The organism is Rhizobium binae (assembly GCF_017357225.1).
In the GTDB taxonomy this organism is placed as follows: Bacteria; Pseudomonadota; Alphaproteobacteria; order Rhizobiales; family Rhizobiaceae; genus Rhizobium; species Rhizobium binae.
The window spans coordinates 312,169-328,520 of sequence record NZ_CP071605.1 but is presented as its reverse complement, the minus strand read 5'-3'; the positions used below and the strand labels follow the sequence as shown (position 1 = coordinate 328,520).

The 16,352-nt window shown below is 59.1% G+C and carries 15 protein-coding genes and 2 pseudogenes; 11 read left to right on the top strand and 6 right to left on the bottom strand.

Going from position 1 to position 16,352, the window contains the following annotated elements:
• Positions 1-101: 101 nt before the first annotated feature.
• Together J2J99_RS23530 and J2J99_RS23525 are read right to left on the bottom strand one after the other, a co-directional pair.
• Positions 102-938 carry a universal stress protein gene (locus J2J99_RS23530; protein WP_168301937.1) on the bottom strand — a complete coding sequence of 279 codons (837 nt, stop codon included), beginning with the start codon at positions 936-938 and terminating at the stop codon, positions 102-104.
• A 166-nt stretch (positions 939-1,104) separates the two neighbouring features.
• Positions 1,105-1,938: a universal stress protein gene (locus J2J99_RS23525; RefSeq protein WP_168302479.1), complete on the bottom strand. Its 834-nt coding sequence runs from the start codon at positions 1,936-1,938 to the stop codon at positions 1,105-1,107.
• Between the two features lie 463 nt (positions 1,939-2,401).
• Here J2J99_RS23525 and J2J99_RS23520 point away from each other — a divergent pair, with 463 nt between their 5' ends.
• The 3 genes from J2J99_RS23520 (at position 2,402) to J2J99_RS23510 (ending at position 4,022) form a co-directional block, all read left to right on the top strand.
• Complete coding sequence (locus J2J99_RS23520) at positions 2,402-2,542, top strand: hypothetical protein (RefSeq protein ID WP_168300406.1); 141 nt, start codon at positions 2,402-2,404, stop codon at positions 2,540-2,542.
• 248 nt (positions 2,543-2,790) lie between these two features.
• The gene (locus J2J99_RS23515) at positions 2,791-3,354 is read left to right on the top strand and encodes a L,D-transpeptidase (RefSeq protein ID WP_246638519.1); all 564 of its coding nucleotides are present in this window, start codon (positions 2,791-2,793) and stop codon (positions 3,352-3,354) included.
• Between the two features lie 137 nt (positions 3,355-3,491).
• Positions 3,492-4,022 (top strand): universal stress protein, encoded by a 531-nt coding sequence (locus J2J99_RS23510; RefSeq protein WP_168300405.1) that lies wholly within the window; start codon positions 3,492-3,494, stop codon positions 4,020-4,022.
• A 366-nt stretch (positions 4,023-4,388) separates the two neighbouring features.
• On the opposite strand, the gene J2J99_RS23505 is transcribed toward J2J99_RS23510, so the two are convergent.
• Positions 4,389-6,917 carry a methyl-accepting chemotaxis protein gene (locus J2J99_RS23505; protein ID WP_168300404.1) on the bottom strand — a complete coding sequence of 843 codons (2,529 nt, stop codon included), beginning with the start codon at positions 6,915-6,917 and terminating at the stop codon, positions 4,389-4,391.
• A 96-nt stretch (positions 6,918-7,013) separates the two neighbouring features.
• Between J2J99_RS23505 and J2J99_RS34135 the strand changes: the two are divergent.
• From J2J99_RS34135 to J2J99_RS23475, 7 genes and pseudogenes are all read left to right on the top strand, one after another.
• Positions 7,014-7,178, top strand: a pseudogene (locus tag J2J99_RS34135) (IS3 family transposase); the annotation flags it as partial.
• A 355-nt stretch (positions 7,179-7,533) separates the two neighbouring features.
• Entirely contained in the window at positions 7,534-8,898 is a 1,365-nt protein-coding gene (locus tag J2J99_RS23495) for a TadE/TadG family type IV pilus assembly protein (protein WP_168300412.1), read from the top strand.
• Positions 8,895-9,425 carry a TadE/TadG family type IV pilus assembly protein gene (locus J2J99_RS23490; RefSeq protein WP_168300403.1) on the top strand — a complete coding sequence of 177 codons (531 nt, stop codon included), beginning with the start codon at positions 8,895-8,897 and terminating at the stop codon, positions 9,423-9,425. Before J2J99_RS23495 ends, J2J99_RS23490 begins: the two co-directional genes overlap by 4 nt.
• A gap of 1 nt (position 9,426) precedes the next feature.
• Positions 9,427-10,011 carry a TadE/TadG family type IV pilus assembly protein gene (locus J2J99_RS23485; protein WP_168300402.1) on the top strand — a complete coding sequence of 195 codons (585 nt, stop codon included), beginning with the start codon at positions 9,427-9,429 and terminating at the stop codon, positions 10,009-10,011.
• 59 nt (positions 10,012-10,070) lie between these two features.
• Complete coding sequence (locus J2J99_RS23480) at positions 10,071-10,427, top strand: hypothetical protein (protein ID WP_168300401.1); 357 nt, start codon at positions 10,071-10,073, stop codon at positions 10,425-10,427.
• Positions 10,417-10,533, top strand: a pseudogene (locus J2J99_RS34130) (GntR family transcriptional regulator); the annotation flags it as partial. The gene J2J99_RS23480 and the pseudogene J2J99_RS34130, both read left to right, overlap by 11 nt.
• Positions 10,534-10,535: 2 nt before the next feature.
• On the top strand, positions 10,536-11,321 hold the full coding sequence (locus J2J99_RS23475; protein ID WP_168300400.1) for a pyrroline-5-carboxylate reductase: 786 nt from the start codon (positions 10,536-10,538) through the stop codon (positions 11,319-11,321).
• Positions 11,322-11,585: 264 nt separating this feature from the next.
• Here J2J99_RS23475 and J2J99_RS23465 read toward each other — a convergent pair whose 3' ends face one another.
• Positions 11,586-12,134: a cupin domain-containing protein gene (locus tag J2J99_RS23465; protein WP_168300399.1), complete on the bottom strand. Its 549-nt coding sequence runs from the start codon at positions 12,132-12,134 to the stop codon at positions 11,586-11,588.
• A gap of 141 nt (positions 12,135-12,275) precedes the next feature.
• Between J2J99_RS23465 and aptA the strand changes: the two genes are divergently transcribed.
• Positions 12,276-13,610 carry an omega-aminotransferase AptA gene (gene aptA / locus J2J99_RS23460; protein WP_168300398.1) on the top strand — a complete coding sequence of 445 codons (1,335 nt, stop codon included), beginning with the start codon at positions 12,276-12,278 and terminating at the stop codon, positions 13,608-13,610.
• 217 nt (positions 13,611-13,827) lie between these two features.
• Here aptA and J2J99_RS23455 read toward each other — a convergent pair whose 3' ends face one another.
• Complete coding sequence (locus J2J99_RS23455) at positions 13,828-15,096, bottom strand: D-amino acid dehydrogenase (protein ID WP_168300397.1); 1,269 nt, start codon at positions 15,094-15,096, stop codon at positions 13,828-13,830.
• Positions 15,097-15,126: 30 nt separating this feature from the next.
• Positions 15,127-16,260 carry an alanine racemase gene (gene alr, locus J2J99_RS23450; protein WP_168300396.1) on the bottom strand — a complete coding sequence of 378 codons (1,134 nt, stop codon included), beginning with the start codon at positions 16,258-16,260 and terminating at the stop codon, positions 15,127-15,129.
• Positions 16,261-16,352 lie beyond the last annotated feature (92 nt).

The window sequence follows — 16,352 nt, the reverse complement described above, 5'->3', positions numbered from 1 at the left end:
CGGCAACGCTTTCCAGGGATTGCGAAGCGAGCCTTTCAAGCGTCGATGATATCGTCGCACCGCCATCGTATTGAGCAAGAGTTATTCTCTCGATCAGGAGGTCAGCGCACCAGCAGAACAGGGATCGTTGCCGCTTCGATCATCGCTTGTGTGACGCCACCGAATATCCGCTCCCGTAGCCGCGAGTGGCCATAGGCGCCCATGACGATCAGATCAGCAGAAAGCTCGGCGGCACGGTCTTGCAATGCTTCGGCGATCGTCCGTCCGTCAGCCACGATTCTATCGACCATGCCCTTGACGCCATGGTGGGCCAAATAGGCTGCGATGTCCGTGCCGGGGTCTTCGCCCTGCCTGACACCATCAGCGTCCGGCTCGATCATTACAATATCGATCAAATCCGTACCCCGCATCAGGTCCAGCGCCTCTCTTGCCGCGGCGGCCGCGTCGGGACTGGAGTCCCAGGCGAGGACAATCTTTCTTGGCATCAGGGTTACTGGCGCGGCTTTGGGAACGAGAAGCACCGGCCGCCGTGCGTCAAACAACACGCTATCGATTGCCTGCCGCCTGAGCTCGCGCCCGATGATGTCGGCGTCACCGATGAGCACCAAATCCGCATAGATGGCGCGTCTGGCAATTCTGGAATGCGCCCAAACCGCCTCACAATATAGGCCTTCGACTTCGGCGCCGCTCGCAAGGCCGGATAAAACGTCCCGTGACGAGGTGATCTTTGCTTCGAGTTTACGCCTGTCTTCCGTCTGTTCTTCGAGCCAGGCATCGGAGATCGTGGCTGCATAGTCCCCAATTGGCGGGGGCGCGGCCATGACCACGACGAGCACCGACAAATGCGCTTCGCTCAAATGGCACAATTCGGCAGCTTGTTTGAGAAATTGATCAGGCGTGGCCGCGCCGATGATCGCGAGAATTGTCTTGTAGACCATCCGAGCCCTCCATGGAGATCCATTACGATCACTATGAGGCAACGCAATCCCTTCGCCTTGACGCTGGTCAAAGCCGGCCGCGTTCTGCTCCATGACCCGCATGCTTGAAACAAGGGCTCGAGCAACCCCGGGAAGAAGGTCGACATTTCGAAACAAACGGCCGACTTCAATGGGCCATGAATATCGGCATTTTGCTTTCTTCGAGCATGTTGCGCGTCACACCGCCAAAGATCGTTTGCTGCCAACGCGGATGATTATAGGCTCCCATGACCATGAGGTCGGCGGATACGTCTATGGCATGCTGTCGCAAGATCTCATCTGCCGGCCGTCCGCCGCTGGCAATTCGGTCTACCTGGACTTTGACGCCGTGACGGGCGAGATAGGCGGCAATGTCGGCTCCCGGCTCCTCGCCATTCGCGCCCATCCTTGCGACGGGATCCACCATGGTCACATAGACGGTGTCGGCTTGCTTGAGCAGATCGAGCGACTGGCGAGCGGCACGGGAGGCTTCGTCACTTGAATCCCACGCCAGAAGTATCGAACCGGGAGATGAATTCATTGCCCGCCTTCCCCGGTTGATGAGGATCGGCGTCGGCGTTTGGAACAGAGCGCCACCGATGATGCGCTTGCGGAGCTCTTCGTCTCGGGCGGCTTCTCGCCCGATCAGGACGATGTCGGCGTAAAGCGCCCTTTCGGCGATATCCGCGTCCGCATAAGCGAACTCTGAATAAACGTCCTGCACCTCGTAGGAAAGTCCGCTGCGCCCCAGGATTTCCTTGATTTCATCGGCCTTCTCGGAAAGCGCGTCGATTTCGCGTTGGCGCTCGTCGAGCCAGACGGAAGAAATGGTGTTATAATCCGCCATGATCGGCACCGCCCTCAATGCGATCACCAGCGCGTTCAGATGTGCGCCCTGCGCCCCACAGAAGTCGATCGCGCTTTTGAGATCCTCCTCACACTGATTGACGCTGAGGATGCTTAATACCGTCCTGATTGTCATGTCGGGATACCTCTCCGGTTTCAAGATCAGGACATTAGCCTTCCGGCCGGTGCATTCCTTGACCTTCGTCAAATCGATCGTGCTGACGCACGGGAGTGGCCACGGACATTCCCGACAGAATTTCACGCGAAGCTGCGAGTTCGATCACCGGATCCTGCTGTCTTGTCATGCTCGGCGGTGGGCTGCGGTGGGCCGTGTGCTGATTAATTGCGGCATGTCCGAGGCGCCAAGACGGGGAGAGCTCAATTATAAGACGTTTCCGTACGCTCCTTTTCGATCAGGCTCTCAGATCTGAATATTTCACCGAAGCCACACTGTGGCTGTGCCAAATAAAGCCACGTTGAAACCATCCTTCGCGGACCATCGGTGTGTTCTTGTCAACATCGATTGATTTCGAGCAAAGCAAGTTTCTAGCACTGGGGCAGAATAAATCATCCTAACCGAGTAAACAGGAGACGGGAATATGAGTACAAATGCTCAGATCATGATTGCCGGTGCATTGGTGGTCGTTTTGGCGGTTGGCGGATATCTGTATTGGGGTCGAAGCGCTCCCGCTCCAGCCACGCCGACGCAGCCGACGACGACACAGCAGACCACCCAGTGATGTCGGGGACCGGGCAAGCATGGGTAACCTGCGAAGATTGCCCGTGCTTTGCCGTTTTGCCTGTGAGCTTTTGCGGCATCAACAAAAGGAGCTACGGCAACAAAGCCAATGGTGTCTCCGCCGCCAATGCGGCAAGGCCACTCGCCACGTCCAGCGCTCTAATTATGAAGCCGAATTCTTACCCAGCGCTGATTGATCAATGAATGACGTGACAGCGGTCGTTTCGATTTCGCTGAAGGAGAGAAGCCATGCAGGATCCGGATCTGACTGCGGCAGCCCCACGTCGATGCGATCAAAGCTCGGTCACAGCAGTCGGAGGGACCCAAGTGCTGCAGCGCCCCCAGCCTGGCTTATCCTCGCGCTCCTGCGCCATTTTCGCGATCATGCAGCGCATCCTCGCGGCATTGGCCATCGCCATTCTCTTTCATGCCCCATGCGCTGAAGCCACCTCCTCAGAACTGCAGATTATTGTCCACATTTCCAGGCAGCAAATGTGGCTTCTGCAATCGGGAACGCATGCCTATCTGGGGCCAGTGTCCACCGCGCGTCGCGGCTACAGAACACCGACGGGCAAATTCAGGCCGCTCCGCCTGGAGCGGGTCTGGTACTCGACACGCTATGACCGGTCGCCAATGCCATACTCGATATTCTTCCACGGCGGCTACGCGATACATGGCACGGTGGAATCACGAAAACTCGGTCGACCCGTGTCGCACGGCTGCATAAGATTGAGCGTCGCCAACGCCAGACTGCTCTTCAAACTCGTGCAATCAAGGGGTGTCGCCAACACCGTCATTCTCGTCCGCAACTGACTTCCGCGTTGGCAAGAGCGAGATTCGGGAAAATTTTTTCTTCTTAGCGCCTGACTTTGATCAGGCTCAAAGGCAGGCTCGGCAAATCTCCGATCATCCTCATTCAGCATGCAATGGCAAAGTGAAAGGAGAATGCAATGTTCAAGAAGATTCTCATTGCAACTGATGGCTCGGATCATTCGAAAAAGGCAATTGAGCTAGGGAGTGCTTTGGCTGCGAAGGATGGAGCAGAAGTCGTCTTGGTTCATGTTCTGTTGACCGGCGAAGTGGATGCAGATGTCCAGCGACTGATCGACGTCGAATATCCGGTTTCGAAGCCTATGCCGAAACCTACCGACGATGCGCGGAACGACATTCTCGCGATCGAGCCGCAAGGTTTCGATATCGCCAAACATAAGGCGGCCTCGTACCGAATCTTCCAGATTCTGGGTGATCAAATAGTCCAGCAGGCAGTACGGACGCTGAAGACGAAAGGCGTGAATGATATCCAAAGCCTGGTGCTGGAGGGCAATCCCGCCGAACAGATCCTGAAGGCAATCGCCGACGAAGAGCCGGACCTCGTGATCTGCGGAGCGAGGGGGCTTTCTAGCTTTGCAGCGTTGCTCTTCGGCAGTGTCTCCAACAAGATTGCACACATGTGCCCGGTAACCTGCATCACGGTTCGATGATGCGAAGCGGCGGCATCGCAAGATCCACAATGGTGCTCCAGATTATTTGCGTCGACGCGGACCGTGTAAGGGCTCCAAGCCGTCGTGATTGTCGAACGGCGATGGATTCCCGAGCCTATTTGCTTGGCTGAGCCGACGTCCTCGCCCTTCCTCGTGGACGTCAGTCCAGCTTGAACGCGCATGAAGCGTATACGAGAAATCTGGCGAGACAGGCAGGCGGATCTTCACCTCGGATCTGGTTTTAGAAGGATGAATAGGGATCCAGATGTGCCAGCCTCACGCTCCGACCTGACCTCACCCGTGATGACCACGCACGCAAACGCTCATATCTCAAAGCAAGTTAACGGACTCCGAGGCACGCTGGCGTCACGCCGCAGCCTCGTAGCGTGTTGAAGCCCGGCTCTCGCGGCCTTCAAGCCGAAAGCGTGCGATCATGTCGGTAAGTGCGAGCGCCTCTGACGATAGCTGCCGGGTGGCGGCATTCGTCTCTTCCACCATCGCGGCATTTTGCTGCGTCATACGATCAATATCGTTGACGGACGCGTTGATCGACTGGAGCGTCGTCGCTTGGTCGCGGCTTGACGAGGCGATCAGTTCAATATGGCCGACGATGTGGACGATCTCGCTAGAAATCTCCATCAGCGCATCGCCAGTGCGGCCGACGAACTCGGACCCCGACGCAACCTCTCGGACGGAATTGTTGATGAGTTCGCCGATCTCCTTGGCTGCGCGAGCCGATCGCTGCGCCAGTTCCCGCACTTCCTGCGCCACGACAGCAAACCCCTTGCCAGCCTCACCCGCTCTCGCCGCTTCGACTCCCGCATTCAGGGCCAAGAGATTGGTCTGGAAAGCGATGGAATCGATGGCGCTGACAATCTGAGCGATCTTGCCCGACGCGTCCTCAATCCGTCCCATCGCCGAAACCAAGTTTTGGACTACTGAAGCCGAGGCGTCGGCGCCCTGCTTAGCGCGTTGGACAAGCGCAAGCGCTGCTGCTGCCCGTTCTGAAGAGGTGTTGACGGCGGAAGAAATCTCCTGAACTGCCGCTGCGGTTTCTTCCACTGCAACCGCCTGCTTCTCCGTTCGACTGGCCAGGTCATCAACGGCTTCCGCCATCTGTCGGCCATTGTCGCTGATGAGGGAAGACGTCTCGCGGATATCGCAGAGCGTCTCCCTGAGACCCGCCACCGACATGTTGAAATCGGTGCGGATCCGGTCGAGTTCGGCGGCAAAGGGCGTATCGATCGCAAAATTCAACTCCCCGCGCGACAGCCGCGTGAGCCCTTCTGCAAGCGCCTCGATTGCGGCGTCAACCTGAACCTTGGCGCTACGTCGTTCGAGTTCGTTGCGGGCGCGCTCAGATTCCGCCGCACGACGCGCGATCTCGGACTGTTGTTCCATCTCGACTTTCGACAGCGCATTTTGTTTGAAGACGGAAAGCGCACGGGCCATTTCCCCGATTTCGTCGGCTCGTGTCTCACCGGTGATTGTAGTGTCGAGCCTTCCCTCTGCAATCTTGCGCATCGCTGCGGTAATCTGGGTGATAGGTCCCTTCAGGGTGAAGACTAGCGCCGAACCTGCGGCCATAGCAATCAGGATGCCGACGACAATCGCGCCGCCGGATATCCTGTTGGCCTGTTGACGATCCTGCCCAGCATTTTGCTTCTGGGTCTCGGCGAATTGCGCAAGCAGGTTCCAGGTGTTGTCGATCTGCCCCGCGGCGCTGTCGAACTCGGCAAGCTTGCGCGCCGCACCTTCAGAGAGAGCTGCCGCGTTCGCCGCAAGTAAATCGAGGACGGGTTGAGCCTTCTTCGGAATTTCGGCAAAAACCGGATCGTCAGTCACCACGCCGGCGAGACGGCCAAGCTCGGTCTGATACATGTAGATCGATTGCTGGACTTTTTTCACGCGCGTGTCGTCTGGTTTGCCGGCGAGTTCGGCGAAGCCGACGCGGATCTCGTTATTGCTGTTAACGATAGCACGCAGTTCGTTGCCGACATTCGTGGCCTGAGAGATATCCTTATCAGACGCGGCAAGTGCGAGTACGGAGGTCCGCATCAGGTCGTCGCCAATCGTCTTGAGACTGTCGCCAGTTGCAACAAGATTGGCAACGGCGGTATCCATTGTCGGGATATCCAAAGTGTCCGGCGACGCCTTCGAAGCGTTGGCGACGGCATCTACCGCAGCGGCATACTGCGTGGCGAGGGCTTGTCTGTCGGTCCCTATCGCAGGCGAAAGCTGCTCCCTTGCCTTCTGCAAATCGGGTGAAAATTTGGCTAGAAGGCTAAGCTTGTCAGGCGGCGTTGTAGCGTTCGTATAATCATTGCGAAATTTTGTCGCAACACTGGCGGCCGCGATGATGGAGAGGGAATTGCTCAGGCCGCTCTTGTTGGCATTTTCCATCTTTTTCGCACTGGCCATCAGCATAAACGAGCGTTTGCCAACCTCCCCTTGCAGGTCAAGAAGTGCCGCGGAAGCAGCGTCCACATCACTGAGAATTTTCTGCTGTCCCGTTTCGATTTGCCAGATCGCTTCGATCTTTTGCGGGATGATTTGCGACTGATCGAGCGCCCGTTCGAGAAGCTCCACATCGGTCGTCGGCCTTAGAGTCTTGATCGTCTCGTTCAGGTTTGCCAATTGCTCTCGGGCGTCCGCAAGCGCGGTGTCACGAGCTTCAAGCGACGGCTTCATCAGAAAGCCGGTCATGCTTGAAGAAACATGTTTGAACCCGTTCAGAGACTGCAAAACATGGTTAGAGATCTCCATCCGCCCTTCGAGAAGTCTCGACGCGTAGTATCCCGTCAACCCTACTGCGCATAGGCTAATGACAAATGGTGCCAAAAGCGCGAGCACCTTCGTCTGTATGCGAGCCCGCGACATCAAACCACGTATCATGGATGTACCCCCCAAATTTGAAGTAAAGCTGCCATCCTTTTCTTAAGGACCGGTGAAGCGAGTACGCTGTCTCTCCGGACGCCGCCTCGCGAAAGGTGCGACAGCGTCAAGGTCAAACACCGGCCACGCCTGCTGTCCGACAATGGACCGCGTTACGCCGCCTCCGATCTCCGCGAATAGCTGGAGAGATATGCCGTCGAACAGGTTCATGGCGCTCGCGGCCATCCGCAGACACAGGGCAAGATCGAGCGTCGGCACCAGAGGGGCGAGGCCAGCGCTCAGTCCCAGGCGATGTCGAGCCGGATGTCGGAAGGCTGGATCGGCGTGGTTGGTGATTTTTTCCAATGACGGGAACACTTCCGCCCGGGACGCCCAGAAACGGTTGCACGATCTTCGGATGCAGCAATCAAGGCGGGCGCGAAAAGTCGATGCGCCGTCAAATGCGGTTAAATCTCGTCCAGCAGATATCCATAATTCGCAAACTTGTACGATATGCGCAGCAAACGGCGCGCCGTCGGCTCGTTTCCAGTCGAAACCAGCAAGATTTAACAATGGCTTAAGTTTCCCTGAAACATCTTGCTTTTGCTATTTTTCATGTATTGCGCGATGGTGGCTTTTGATTTCTCGGCTTTCATATTCCTTCGGTCGGCTCTTGGGAGCCCTTCGCGGTCTCGGCAGGGACAAAACCGGCAATGTCGCGATCATCGTTGCCCTCAGCCTGGTGCCGATGCTCGTCGCAGTCGGCGCGAGCTTCGACTACATCCGCAGCTACAATGTCCGGCAGAGGATGCAGAGCGACCTCGATACAGCCGTGATCGCCGCGGTCAAACAGATCAATAACACTGAAGATACCGAGGCGCTGAAACAAAAGGTTTCCGATTGGTTCCATGCACAGGTCGAAAACAGCTACGCGCTTGGCGAGATCGAGATCGATACGACCAACCACAACATTACGGCGACGGCGAGCGGCACCGTTCCCACCACCTTCATGAAGATCGCCAATATCGACACTGTGAACGTCAGCGTCGCGAGCGCCGTCAAGGGTCCAGCCACCTCCTACCTCAGCGTCTATATCGTCATAGACACCTCGCCGTCGATGCTCCTGGCAGCAACGACGGCGGGCCAGTCGACGATGTATTCCGGCATCGGCTGCCAATTCGCCTGCCATACCGGCGATGCTCATACGGTCGGCAAGACGAAATATGCAAACAACTACGAATACAGCACGGCAAAGAACATTAAGCTGCGCGCCGATGTCGCCGGCGACGCGGTCCGTGAAGTGCTCGACATGATCGACGAGTCCGACAGCAACCACGAACGGATCAAGGTTGGACTCTACAGCCTCGGAGATACTCTGGCGGAAGTTCTTGCTCCGACATTGAGCACGGATACGGCACGGACGCGCCTTTCAAACCCGAGTTACGGCCTGACCAGCGCAACCTCCAAAGCAGCCACTTACTTCGACGTTTCGCTCGCGACGCTGAAGCAGAAAGTCGGGCCCGGCGGGGACGGAACCTCGTCCGCTTCGCCGCTCAAGCTGGTTCTGTTGTTGACCGACGGAGTTCAGTCGCAGCGCGAATGGGTGACCAACGGGGTGGTATGGAAGAATGGGCAAGCGACATCCGGTTCGTATTGGAACAAGGTTGCGCCTCTTAACCCGGACTGGTGCGGGTATCTGAAGAACCAATCTGACACGATGGCTGTGCTTTACACCGAATATTTGCCGCTTACATCAGACTGGGGTTACAACGCCACCGTTGGCTCGACCATGGCGAGCGCCAATTGGAAGAACACCTGGGGCGGCACTATGGATAGCGGCGTGTCGACCAGCATCACCAGACGGGACTATATCCCCTACGCGCTCGCCGACTGCGCATCGTCGAAAAGTCTGTTCATATCGGCCACCTCGTCGACCGAAATCACGGCGGGCCTGTCGGCGCTCTTCACCCAATATCTCTCTTCCGTCCGGCTGACCCAATGAAGGCCGAAGAAAAGCTTGCGCCGCTTCGCCGTCTGCTCGGCGATCGTCAAGGGGTTGCTGCGATCGAATTCGCGATCCTCGCCCTGCCGCTCTTCATCATGTTGTTCGGCATCATCGAAGTGTCGTTGATGTTCTTCGTCAACTCTGCGCTGGACGCTTCGGTTCACAAAATCTCCCGGATGATCCGCACGGGCGAAGTTGCGTCGTCGAAGATCACACTCGCCGGGTTCAAGGCGAAAATTTGCGACGACATGCTTTTGTCGTTCAACTGCTCCACCGATCTCGTGGTCAAGGTGAATGTGCTTTCCGACCTGTCATCGGCTACCAGCACCGACCCGATCGACAATAGCGGAAATCTTGCCGTCACCGAGACCTTCGATGTCGGCAAGGGCGGCGATTATATTCTGGTCCAGACATTCCTGCCTTGGGACACCGTCGTCAACTTCCTCACCTTGTCGAGCGCCCAGCTTTCCGACGGTCGCTATCTTCTTGGTTCGTCCGCTTTGTTCCGCAACGAGCCCTTCTGACATGATCAAAAAGCGAAGCCTTTCCCTGCTCCTCTTCGCCCGATACCGCCTGCTTGATCTTGCGCGCGACCGGCTGGCTGCTTCCGGCGTCGAATTTGCGCTGGTCCTGCCGATCCTGGTGATGCTGCTGTTCGGCACCGTCGATCTCGGCCATGCGCTGACGGTCAGCCGCAAGATCGACGAAATCGCCTCCACGACGGGCGATCTGATCGGACAGCAGAGTTCCTGGACAAGTTCCGACGTTACCAAGCTTCTTTCCGGTGCCAGCTTCATTCTGCAGCCCTATGACACGAGCGGGCTTACGATCACCGTCGCGGTGAAAGATATCAGCAAAAGCGGCAACGCCACCGTCAACTGGTCCGCGGCGTTCAATACCTCGGCGCTGAATTCTGGTACGGCGAGCGCAATAGACATCCCCCCGCAAATCAAGGATGCCGGCGTCCAGGTCGTGCTGACCCGGGTGCAATACACATTGACGACACCGGTCTCGGCGTTTTTCTCAAATTTCACCGGGCAGAACGGCTACAGCTTCGACCATCATTTCTTCAATCGCCCGCGCGTGAGCGACACGATCGGTTACAAATAGGCTGCTGCCTGTCGTGGACGACAAGCTATAGCAATCAAACCGGTGCCGCCGGAGCGACAATGATGTTGCGTATTGATCCAAGGGCATCGCAACTGGTTGTGAATGGGTATGAGATGACGGCGCAAAACATTTTCGGCGGCGTGCAGCGATTTTTTCTGTCGCACCGATCGGCGCAGCGGGCGGCGGTTGCGGAAAGACCATCAGGGCGAGCGCGGGCACCGCCCGCAGGGCGGACGTTCTCGAAGAAAGCATCAGCCATTCCTCTTTTGTTGTGCGCGAAGCGCGCGGTTCCACTCGTCGGCGCTAGCCGTTTCTGTCGTTTTCTTGTCGGCTGCGTGTCGACAACATCAAGCGGAAAAATTACATTGCTGACACGCTGTTTTTCTGGCCCAATGAGATCCGCATCTGGCCGATGAGCTCGCCCGCGCCCATACGCGCCAGTTCCAGGATAATTTCATCAACTTCATGCGCGAGAACAACACGACGGATGTCGCGCTGGGACCGCTGCGGGCTGCGGAGTAACAGTGATGATCAACAGCATTGGTTTCGTCGGCACCGGCGCGATCACCGAAGCGATGGTTCGCGGACTTCTGGCCACACCGGCTTACGCTTCCGAGATCCACGTTTCGCCGCGGAGCGCGCACATTTCCGCGACATTGGCAGAGGAGTTCGCCGCTGTCAGGATTGCCGGTGACAACCAGACTGTCGTCGATCGCAGCGACATGGTGTTCCTGGCGATCCGGCCGCAGATCGCTGAGGAGGTCGTGCGGGCGCTCTCGTTCCGGAAGGGCCAACTGGTCGTCAGCCTCGTTGCAGCGACGGAGCGTCAGGCACTTCTCGATTGGATCGGTGCCGACGTGCATCTCGTCCAGGCCATCCCCCTGCCCTTTGTTGCACAGCGGCAAGGCGTCACCGCCATCCTCCCGCCCGATGCCGCCGTCGCGGCGCTGTTCGATACGCTCGGAACTGCCGTCGAGTGCCAGTCGAAAAGGGAATACGACCTTCTCGCAGCGGCGAGCTCCATGATGTCGACCTATTTCGGTATAATGGAAACCTTAGCCGGCTGGCTGGAAAAAAGCGGTCTCGAAAGGCCGAAAGCAAATGCTTACATCGCTCCACTTTTCGCAAGTCTGGCGCAGAAGGCCAATAGCCCAGGCACCGAGCCGTTCAGCGCGCTGAGCCGCGAATTCGCCACCAAGGGCGGATTGAACGAGCAGGTTCTTTCCGACGTCGACAAGAAGGGCGGCCTTGCCGCGTTGACCGCAGCGCTCGACGGCGTGCTCGCCCGAATCGAGGGCCGCAGCAGCTGAACGCGGGCCAGACGATTTGGGCCGCGCGCCGAACCGGTGGAGCGACCGACCATTTCGGCCATCATTCTCTCCGTCTCACCACGGACCGTTCGTTGGGCCACCGTCCAAGATTCGCGACCCGCCGCCGTGGCAATTCGAACGGCTAGCCACCCATGTCGTGATCACGGCCGAGGCGTTGACAGGAGCCGCTCGGAGGCGGATCGTTTATCGGTCCGCCTCCGGGATCATCTTTCCGCAACCAGTGCGCAGTTTTTCTGAATCGCACTAAAAGGTCGGCGGCGTGCAGGCGCTGATAACCTCGCAGGGCACCGGCCCGACACAGCGGAACCGATGCGGGCGCCGGCTTTCGAAATAATAAGCGTCCCCCGGCCCAAGGATACGCCGCTCGTCGTCGACCGTGACCTCGAGCCTTCCCGACAGCACGATCCCCCCCTCCTCGCCTTCGTGAACAAGCGGAATTTTTCCGGTGTCGGCACCCGGCTGGTAGCATTCCCTCAGCATCTGCAGGCTGCGACCGAACAGAGTTTCGCCGACCTGCTTGTAGGAAATGGCGCCCTTGCCGATCTCTACCAACTCCTCGGCGGCGTAGAAGGCCTTCTTCGGACGCGCCGGTTCGAAGGCGAAGAATTCCGCCAGCCCAATCGGAATGCCATCAAGGATTCTCTTCAGAGCACCGACCGAAGGATTGGAGGCGTTCGATTCGATCAGCGAGATCGTCGAGTTCGGCACACCGGTCCGTTTGGCGAGCTCACGCTGAGAAAGCTTGTGGGCGATACGCAGGTGGCGAAGGCGGCTGCCGATGTCGACTGACATGATGGATCCGTTTGCATTGTCCAGAATATCCTAAAATCTATCTTCGTCGGCGTTCAATTTCAATAACTTACGTCGGCAAAGAAAAGGGCTTGTTTGAAGGAGAGAAACTGCCATTCTCCAGGCGATTCAAAGGAGGCCAGGATGGACCAGTTCAGCAAGACGAACGCGCCCGTACTCGAAAATTTCTGGATGCCGTTCACCGCCAACCGGCAGTTCAAGGCCGCGCCGCGCCTGCTGGCTGCTGCGGAAGGAATGTATTACACCGACGTCGACGGCAACCGGGTGCTGGACGGCACGGCCGGGCTCTGGTGCTGCAACGCCGGCCACGGCCGCAGGAAGATCGCCCAGGCGGTCGAGCGGCAGCTTGCCACGCTCGACTATGCGCCGACCTTCCAGATGGGGCATCCGATCGCCTTCGACTTCGCCGCCAAACTCGCCGCCAACGCGCCGGGCGGGGTCGCCGCCAAGCTCGACAGGGTCTTCTTCACTGGCTCGGGCTCGGAATCGGTCGATACAGCTCTGAAGATCGCCATCGCCTACCAGCGCGCAATCGGCCAGGGCACGCGCACCCGGATCATCGGCCGCGAAAAAGGTTATCACGGCGTCGGCTTCGGCGGCATTTCCGTCGGTGGCCTCGTCAACAATCGGCGGGTCTTCCCGCAGATCCCGGCCGATCACATGCGCCATACGCTGGACGTCGGGCGCAACGCCTTTTCGAAGGGGCTTCCCGCGCATGGCGTCGAACTGGCGGATGATCTCGAGCGCCTGGTGCAGCTGCACGGCGCCGAAACCATCGCAGCCGTCATCGTCGAGCCGATGTCGGGGTCGGCCGGTGTTGTCCTGCCGCCGGAGGGTTATCTGGAGAAGCTGCGCGCCACCGCCGACAAGTACGGCATCCTGCTGATCTTCGATGAGGTGATTACCGGCTTCGGTCGTCTTGGCACACCTTTCGCGGTCGACTATTTCGGCGTCGTGCCCGATCTCGTCACCACGGCGAAGGGCCTCACCAACGGCGCCGTTCCCATGGGCGCGGTCTTTGCCAGCCGCAAGGTCTATGACGGGCTGATGGTCGGCCCGGAAAATGTGATCGAACTCTTCCACGGCTATACCTATTCCGGCCACCCGGTCGCCTGCGCCGCCGGGCTCGCAACCCTCGAAATCTATGAGGAAGAAGGCCTGCTGACCCGCGCAGCCGCGCTGGCCGACTATTGGCAAGAGGCCCTCCACTCATTGAAGGGCCGCGCGCACGTCATCGACATCCGCAACCTCGGACTGGTCGGCGCAATCGAATTGGCGCCGCGTGATGGGGCTCCCGGAACACGGGCCTACGACGTCTTCGTCGACTGCTTCAACAAAGGACTGCTGATCCGCGTGACCGGCGACATCATTGCCCTGTCTCCACCACTGATCATCGAGAAGGATCAGATCGACACGCTCGTCTCGACGCTGGGGGACGCCCTGAACCGCGCGGCTTAAACTGCGCACTGTTCGAGACCTTACGACCGACAGCAAAGCTCCGGCCTGCGCCGGAGCGATGCAACCGCCGCGGGACACGCGGCTGGTCATGGGCGCCTTAACTCGATCAACCCTTCAGCGTCGCGACGGCAACTCACCGAAGCGCTTCTTGTATTCGGCGCAAAACGTTGGGTACGCATGAATTCGATGGCCCATTTCACGTGCGTGGAGCTAGATTTCACGCGTAGCGACTGACCGCAAGATCCCGCGCGTCGATCTCAGGCGTACGGGCGCTGACGAGGTCGCTGACGAGCCTTGCCGAACCTGTGCTCATGGTCCAACCAAGGGTGCCGTGACCGGTATTGAGGAAGAGGCCGACGATCTTCGTCGGGCCGATGACCGGCGTGCCATCCGGTGTCATCGGGCGCAGGCCCGACCAGAAGGACGCCTTGGACACATCGCCGCCGGGGAAGAGATCGGTGACCGAATGTTCCAGCGTGCTGCGGCGGGCGAGGCCGAGATCGTTGGTATAGCCTGAGATTTCGGCCATGCCGCCGACGCGGATGCGGTCGCCGAGCCGGGTGATGGCGATCTTGTAGGTTTCGTCCATGACGGTCGATTCCGGCGCACGGGAAGCGTCGGTGATCGGGATGGTGAGCGAATAGCCCTTGACCGGGTAGACCGGCAGGCCGATACCGAACGGCTTGAGCAGCAGCGGCGAATAGCTGCCGAGCGCAACCACCACCGCGTCCGCGCTCATCCGTTCGCGCTCGCGATCGGGATCGCGATCGGTGACGACCCCGCGCACGCGGCCGGCTTCGACGTCCAGCGCCTTGATCGTCGTGCCGTAGGCAAAGCGGACGCCGAGAGCTTCGGCTTTGGCGGCCAGCGCATTGGTGAATTTGAAGCAGTCGCCCGTTTCGTCCTTCGGCGTCAGAAGGCCGCCGACGATCTTGTCGCGCACGTGCCTCAGCGCCGGTTCGACGCGGATGCAGCCGTCCCGGTCCAGCACCTCATAGGGAATGCCGTCGGCCGCCAGCGCCTTGACATCTTTCGCCGAGGCATCGAGCTGCTGCTCCGTGCGGAACAGCTGCAGGGTTCCCTGCATGCGTTCGTCATAGGCAATGCCGGTTTCGGCGCGAAGCTCGGCGAGCGCGATGCGGCTGTAATCAGCAAGGCGCAGCATGCGGCTCTTATTGATCGCATAACGCTCCGAGGTGCAGTTCGAGAGCATCCTCGTCATCCAGGCGAGCATGGCCATGTCGAATTTCGGCCGCAGGATGAGCGGCGCATGCTTCATGAACAGCCATTTCATGGCTTTGGCAGGAATGCCGGGGGCTGCCCAGGGCGAGCAGTAACCGAAGGAGACCTCGCCGGCATTGGCAAAGCTCGTCTCCAGCGCCGGCCCCGATTGCCGGTCGACGACGATTACCTCGTGACCTGATTTGGCCAGCTGATAGGCGGATGTGACGCCGACGATGCCGGCCCCCAGAACGATGATTTTCATGATTTCCTCAAGAACAATGCGGGCCGGCTCTCAGCAATATTGCCTGTCGTAACGATCGCCCAGACCGGTTAGGATTTCGTAAGATATCGTTCCGGCATCGCCAGCCACGTCTTCAAGCGTCTGGTTGGGGCCAAACACTTCGACAAGGCTCCCGAGGCTCAGCGCTCCTTCGGGCAAAGCCGTGATATCGACGGTCACGCTGTCCATCGACACGCGCCCCACGATCGGCAGACGAATGCCCCTGTGATAAACGGCACCGCGGTCGCTGAGGCTGCGAGGCAGGCCGTCGGCATAGCCGGCGGCAATGGTGGCAAGACGGGTTTCGCTGCGCGTGACATGCGCGCCGCCATAACCGATCCTGGCGCCTGATGGCACGGTGCGCGTCTGCACGACGGCGACATCCAGCCTTACGACCGGTTCCATCGGGTTCTTGGCGCCGGCATTCGGTGCGCCGCCGTAAAGGGCAATGCCCGGGCGGGCGAGCACGCCATGATAGGCATTGCCGAGAAAGACGCCACCGGAATTGGCGAAGGAGATGTCGAAGCCCGGAAATTCTTCGGCAATACACGCCATTTCGGCAAGCTGTGCCCCGTTCTGGCCGCTCTCCGGCTCGTCGGCGCATGCCAGGTGGCTCATGATGAACAGGATCTCGACATTGGCCCCGTCGCGAATGGCTGCCGCCAATTCGGCTCGCTCCTCCGCGGGAAAGCCGAGCCGCGACATGCCGGTGTCAAACTGCAGAACGGCCGGCAGGCTGCGCTTCAGCAGGCGCGCGGTCGCCGACCATTGCCGCCACTGCGTGAGCGAATTGAGAACCGGAATGATAGCGCTTTCGGCGCAGGCGACCTCGTTGCCGGGCTGCAAGCCGTTCAGCACGAATATCTGGGCACCCTCGGCAAGGGCCGGCCGCAGCCTCACGGCCTCGACGAATTGGGCGACGAAGAAATGCCTGCAGCCCTGATCATAGAGTGTCTGCGCGACCCGTTCGGCGCCGAGGCCATAAGCGTCGGCCTTGACCACGGCTCCCGCGCGCACCGGCGCCAGCATCGACGCAAGCTTCAAATAATTGCGGCCGAGTGCGGCAAGATCGATCGTCAGGTAACCGGTGGCTCCCTGCGTGATCGTAACGGTGCGTGCGCGGGAAACCAAAATATCGATATCCATGTCCACCCCATCTGAATGACAGGAGCTTATGAAAGAATGAGCGAAATTGCCGACGATTTCGCCGTCGCTTATTGCATATTTTAGATATTATT

Excerpts from the sequence above, each read along its gene's own strand:
- J2J99_RS23490 (WP_168300403.1), top strand. The coding sequence starts at position 8,895 with ATGAAGGCCGAAGAAAAGCTTGCGCCGCTTCGCCGTCTGCTCGGCGAT.
- J2J99_RS23510 (WP_168300405.1), top strand. The coding sequence starts at position 3,492 with ATGTTCAAGAAGATTCTCATTGCAACTGATGGCTCGGATCATTCGAAA.
- J2J99_RS23455 (WP_168300397.1), bottom strand. The coding sequence starts at position 15,096 with ATGAAAATCATCGTTCTGGGGGCCGGCATCGTCGGCGTCACATCCGCC.
- J2J99_RS23530 (WP_168301937.1), bottom strand. The coding sequence starts at position 938 with ATGGTCTACAAGACAATTCTCGCGATCATCGGCGCGGCCACGCCTGAT.
- J2J99_RS23465 (WP_168300399.1), bottom strand. The coding sequence starts at position 12,134 with ATGTCAGTCGACATCGGCAGCCGCCTTCGCCACCTGCGTATCGCCCAC.
- aptA (WP_168300398.1), top strand. The coding sequence starts at position 12,276 with ATGGACCAGTTCAGCAAGACGAACGCGCCCGTACTCGAAAATTTCTGG.
- alr (WP_168300396.1), bottom strand. The coding sequence starts at position 16,260 with ATGGATATCGATATTTTGGTTTCCCGCGCACGCACCGTTACGATCACG.
- J2J99_RS23505 (WP_168300404.1), bottom strand. The coding sequence starts at position 6,917 with ATGATACGTGGTTTGATGTCGCGGGCTCGCATACAGACGAAGGTGCTC.
- J2J99_RS23525 (WP_168302479.1), bottom strand. The coding sequence starts at position 1,938 with ATGACAATCAGGACGGTATTAAGCATCCTCAGCGTCAATCAGTGTGAG.
- J2J99_RS23515 (WP_246638519.1), top strand. The coding sequence starts at position 2,791 with ATGCAGGATCCGGATCTGACTGCGGCAGCCCCACGTCGATGCGATCAA.
- J2J99_RS23485 (WP_168300402.1), top strand. The coding sequence starts at position 9,427 with ATGATCAAAAAGCGAAGCCTTTCCCTGCTCCTCTTCGCCCGATACCGC.
- J2J99_RS23520 (WP_168300406.1), top strand. The coding sequence starts at position 2,402 with ATGAGTACAAATGCTCAGATCATGATTGCCGGTGCATTGGTGGTCGTT.
- J2J99_RS23480 (WP_168300401.1), top strand. The coding sequence starts at position 10,071 with ATGATGTTGCGTATTGATCCAAGGGCATCGCAACTGGTTGTGAATGGG.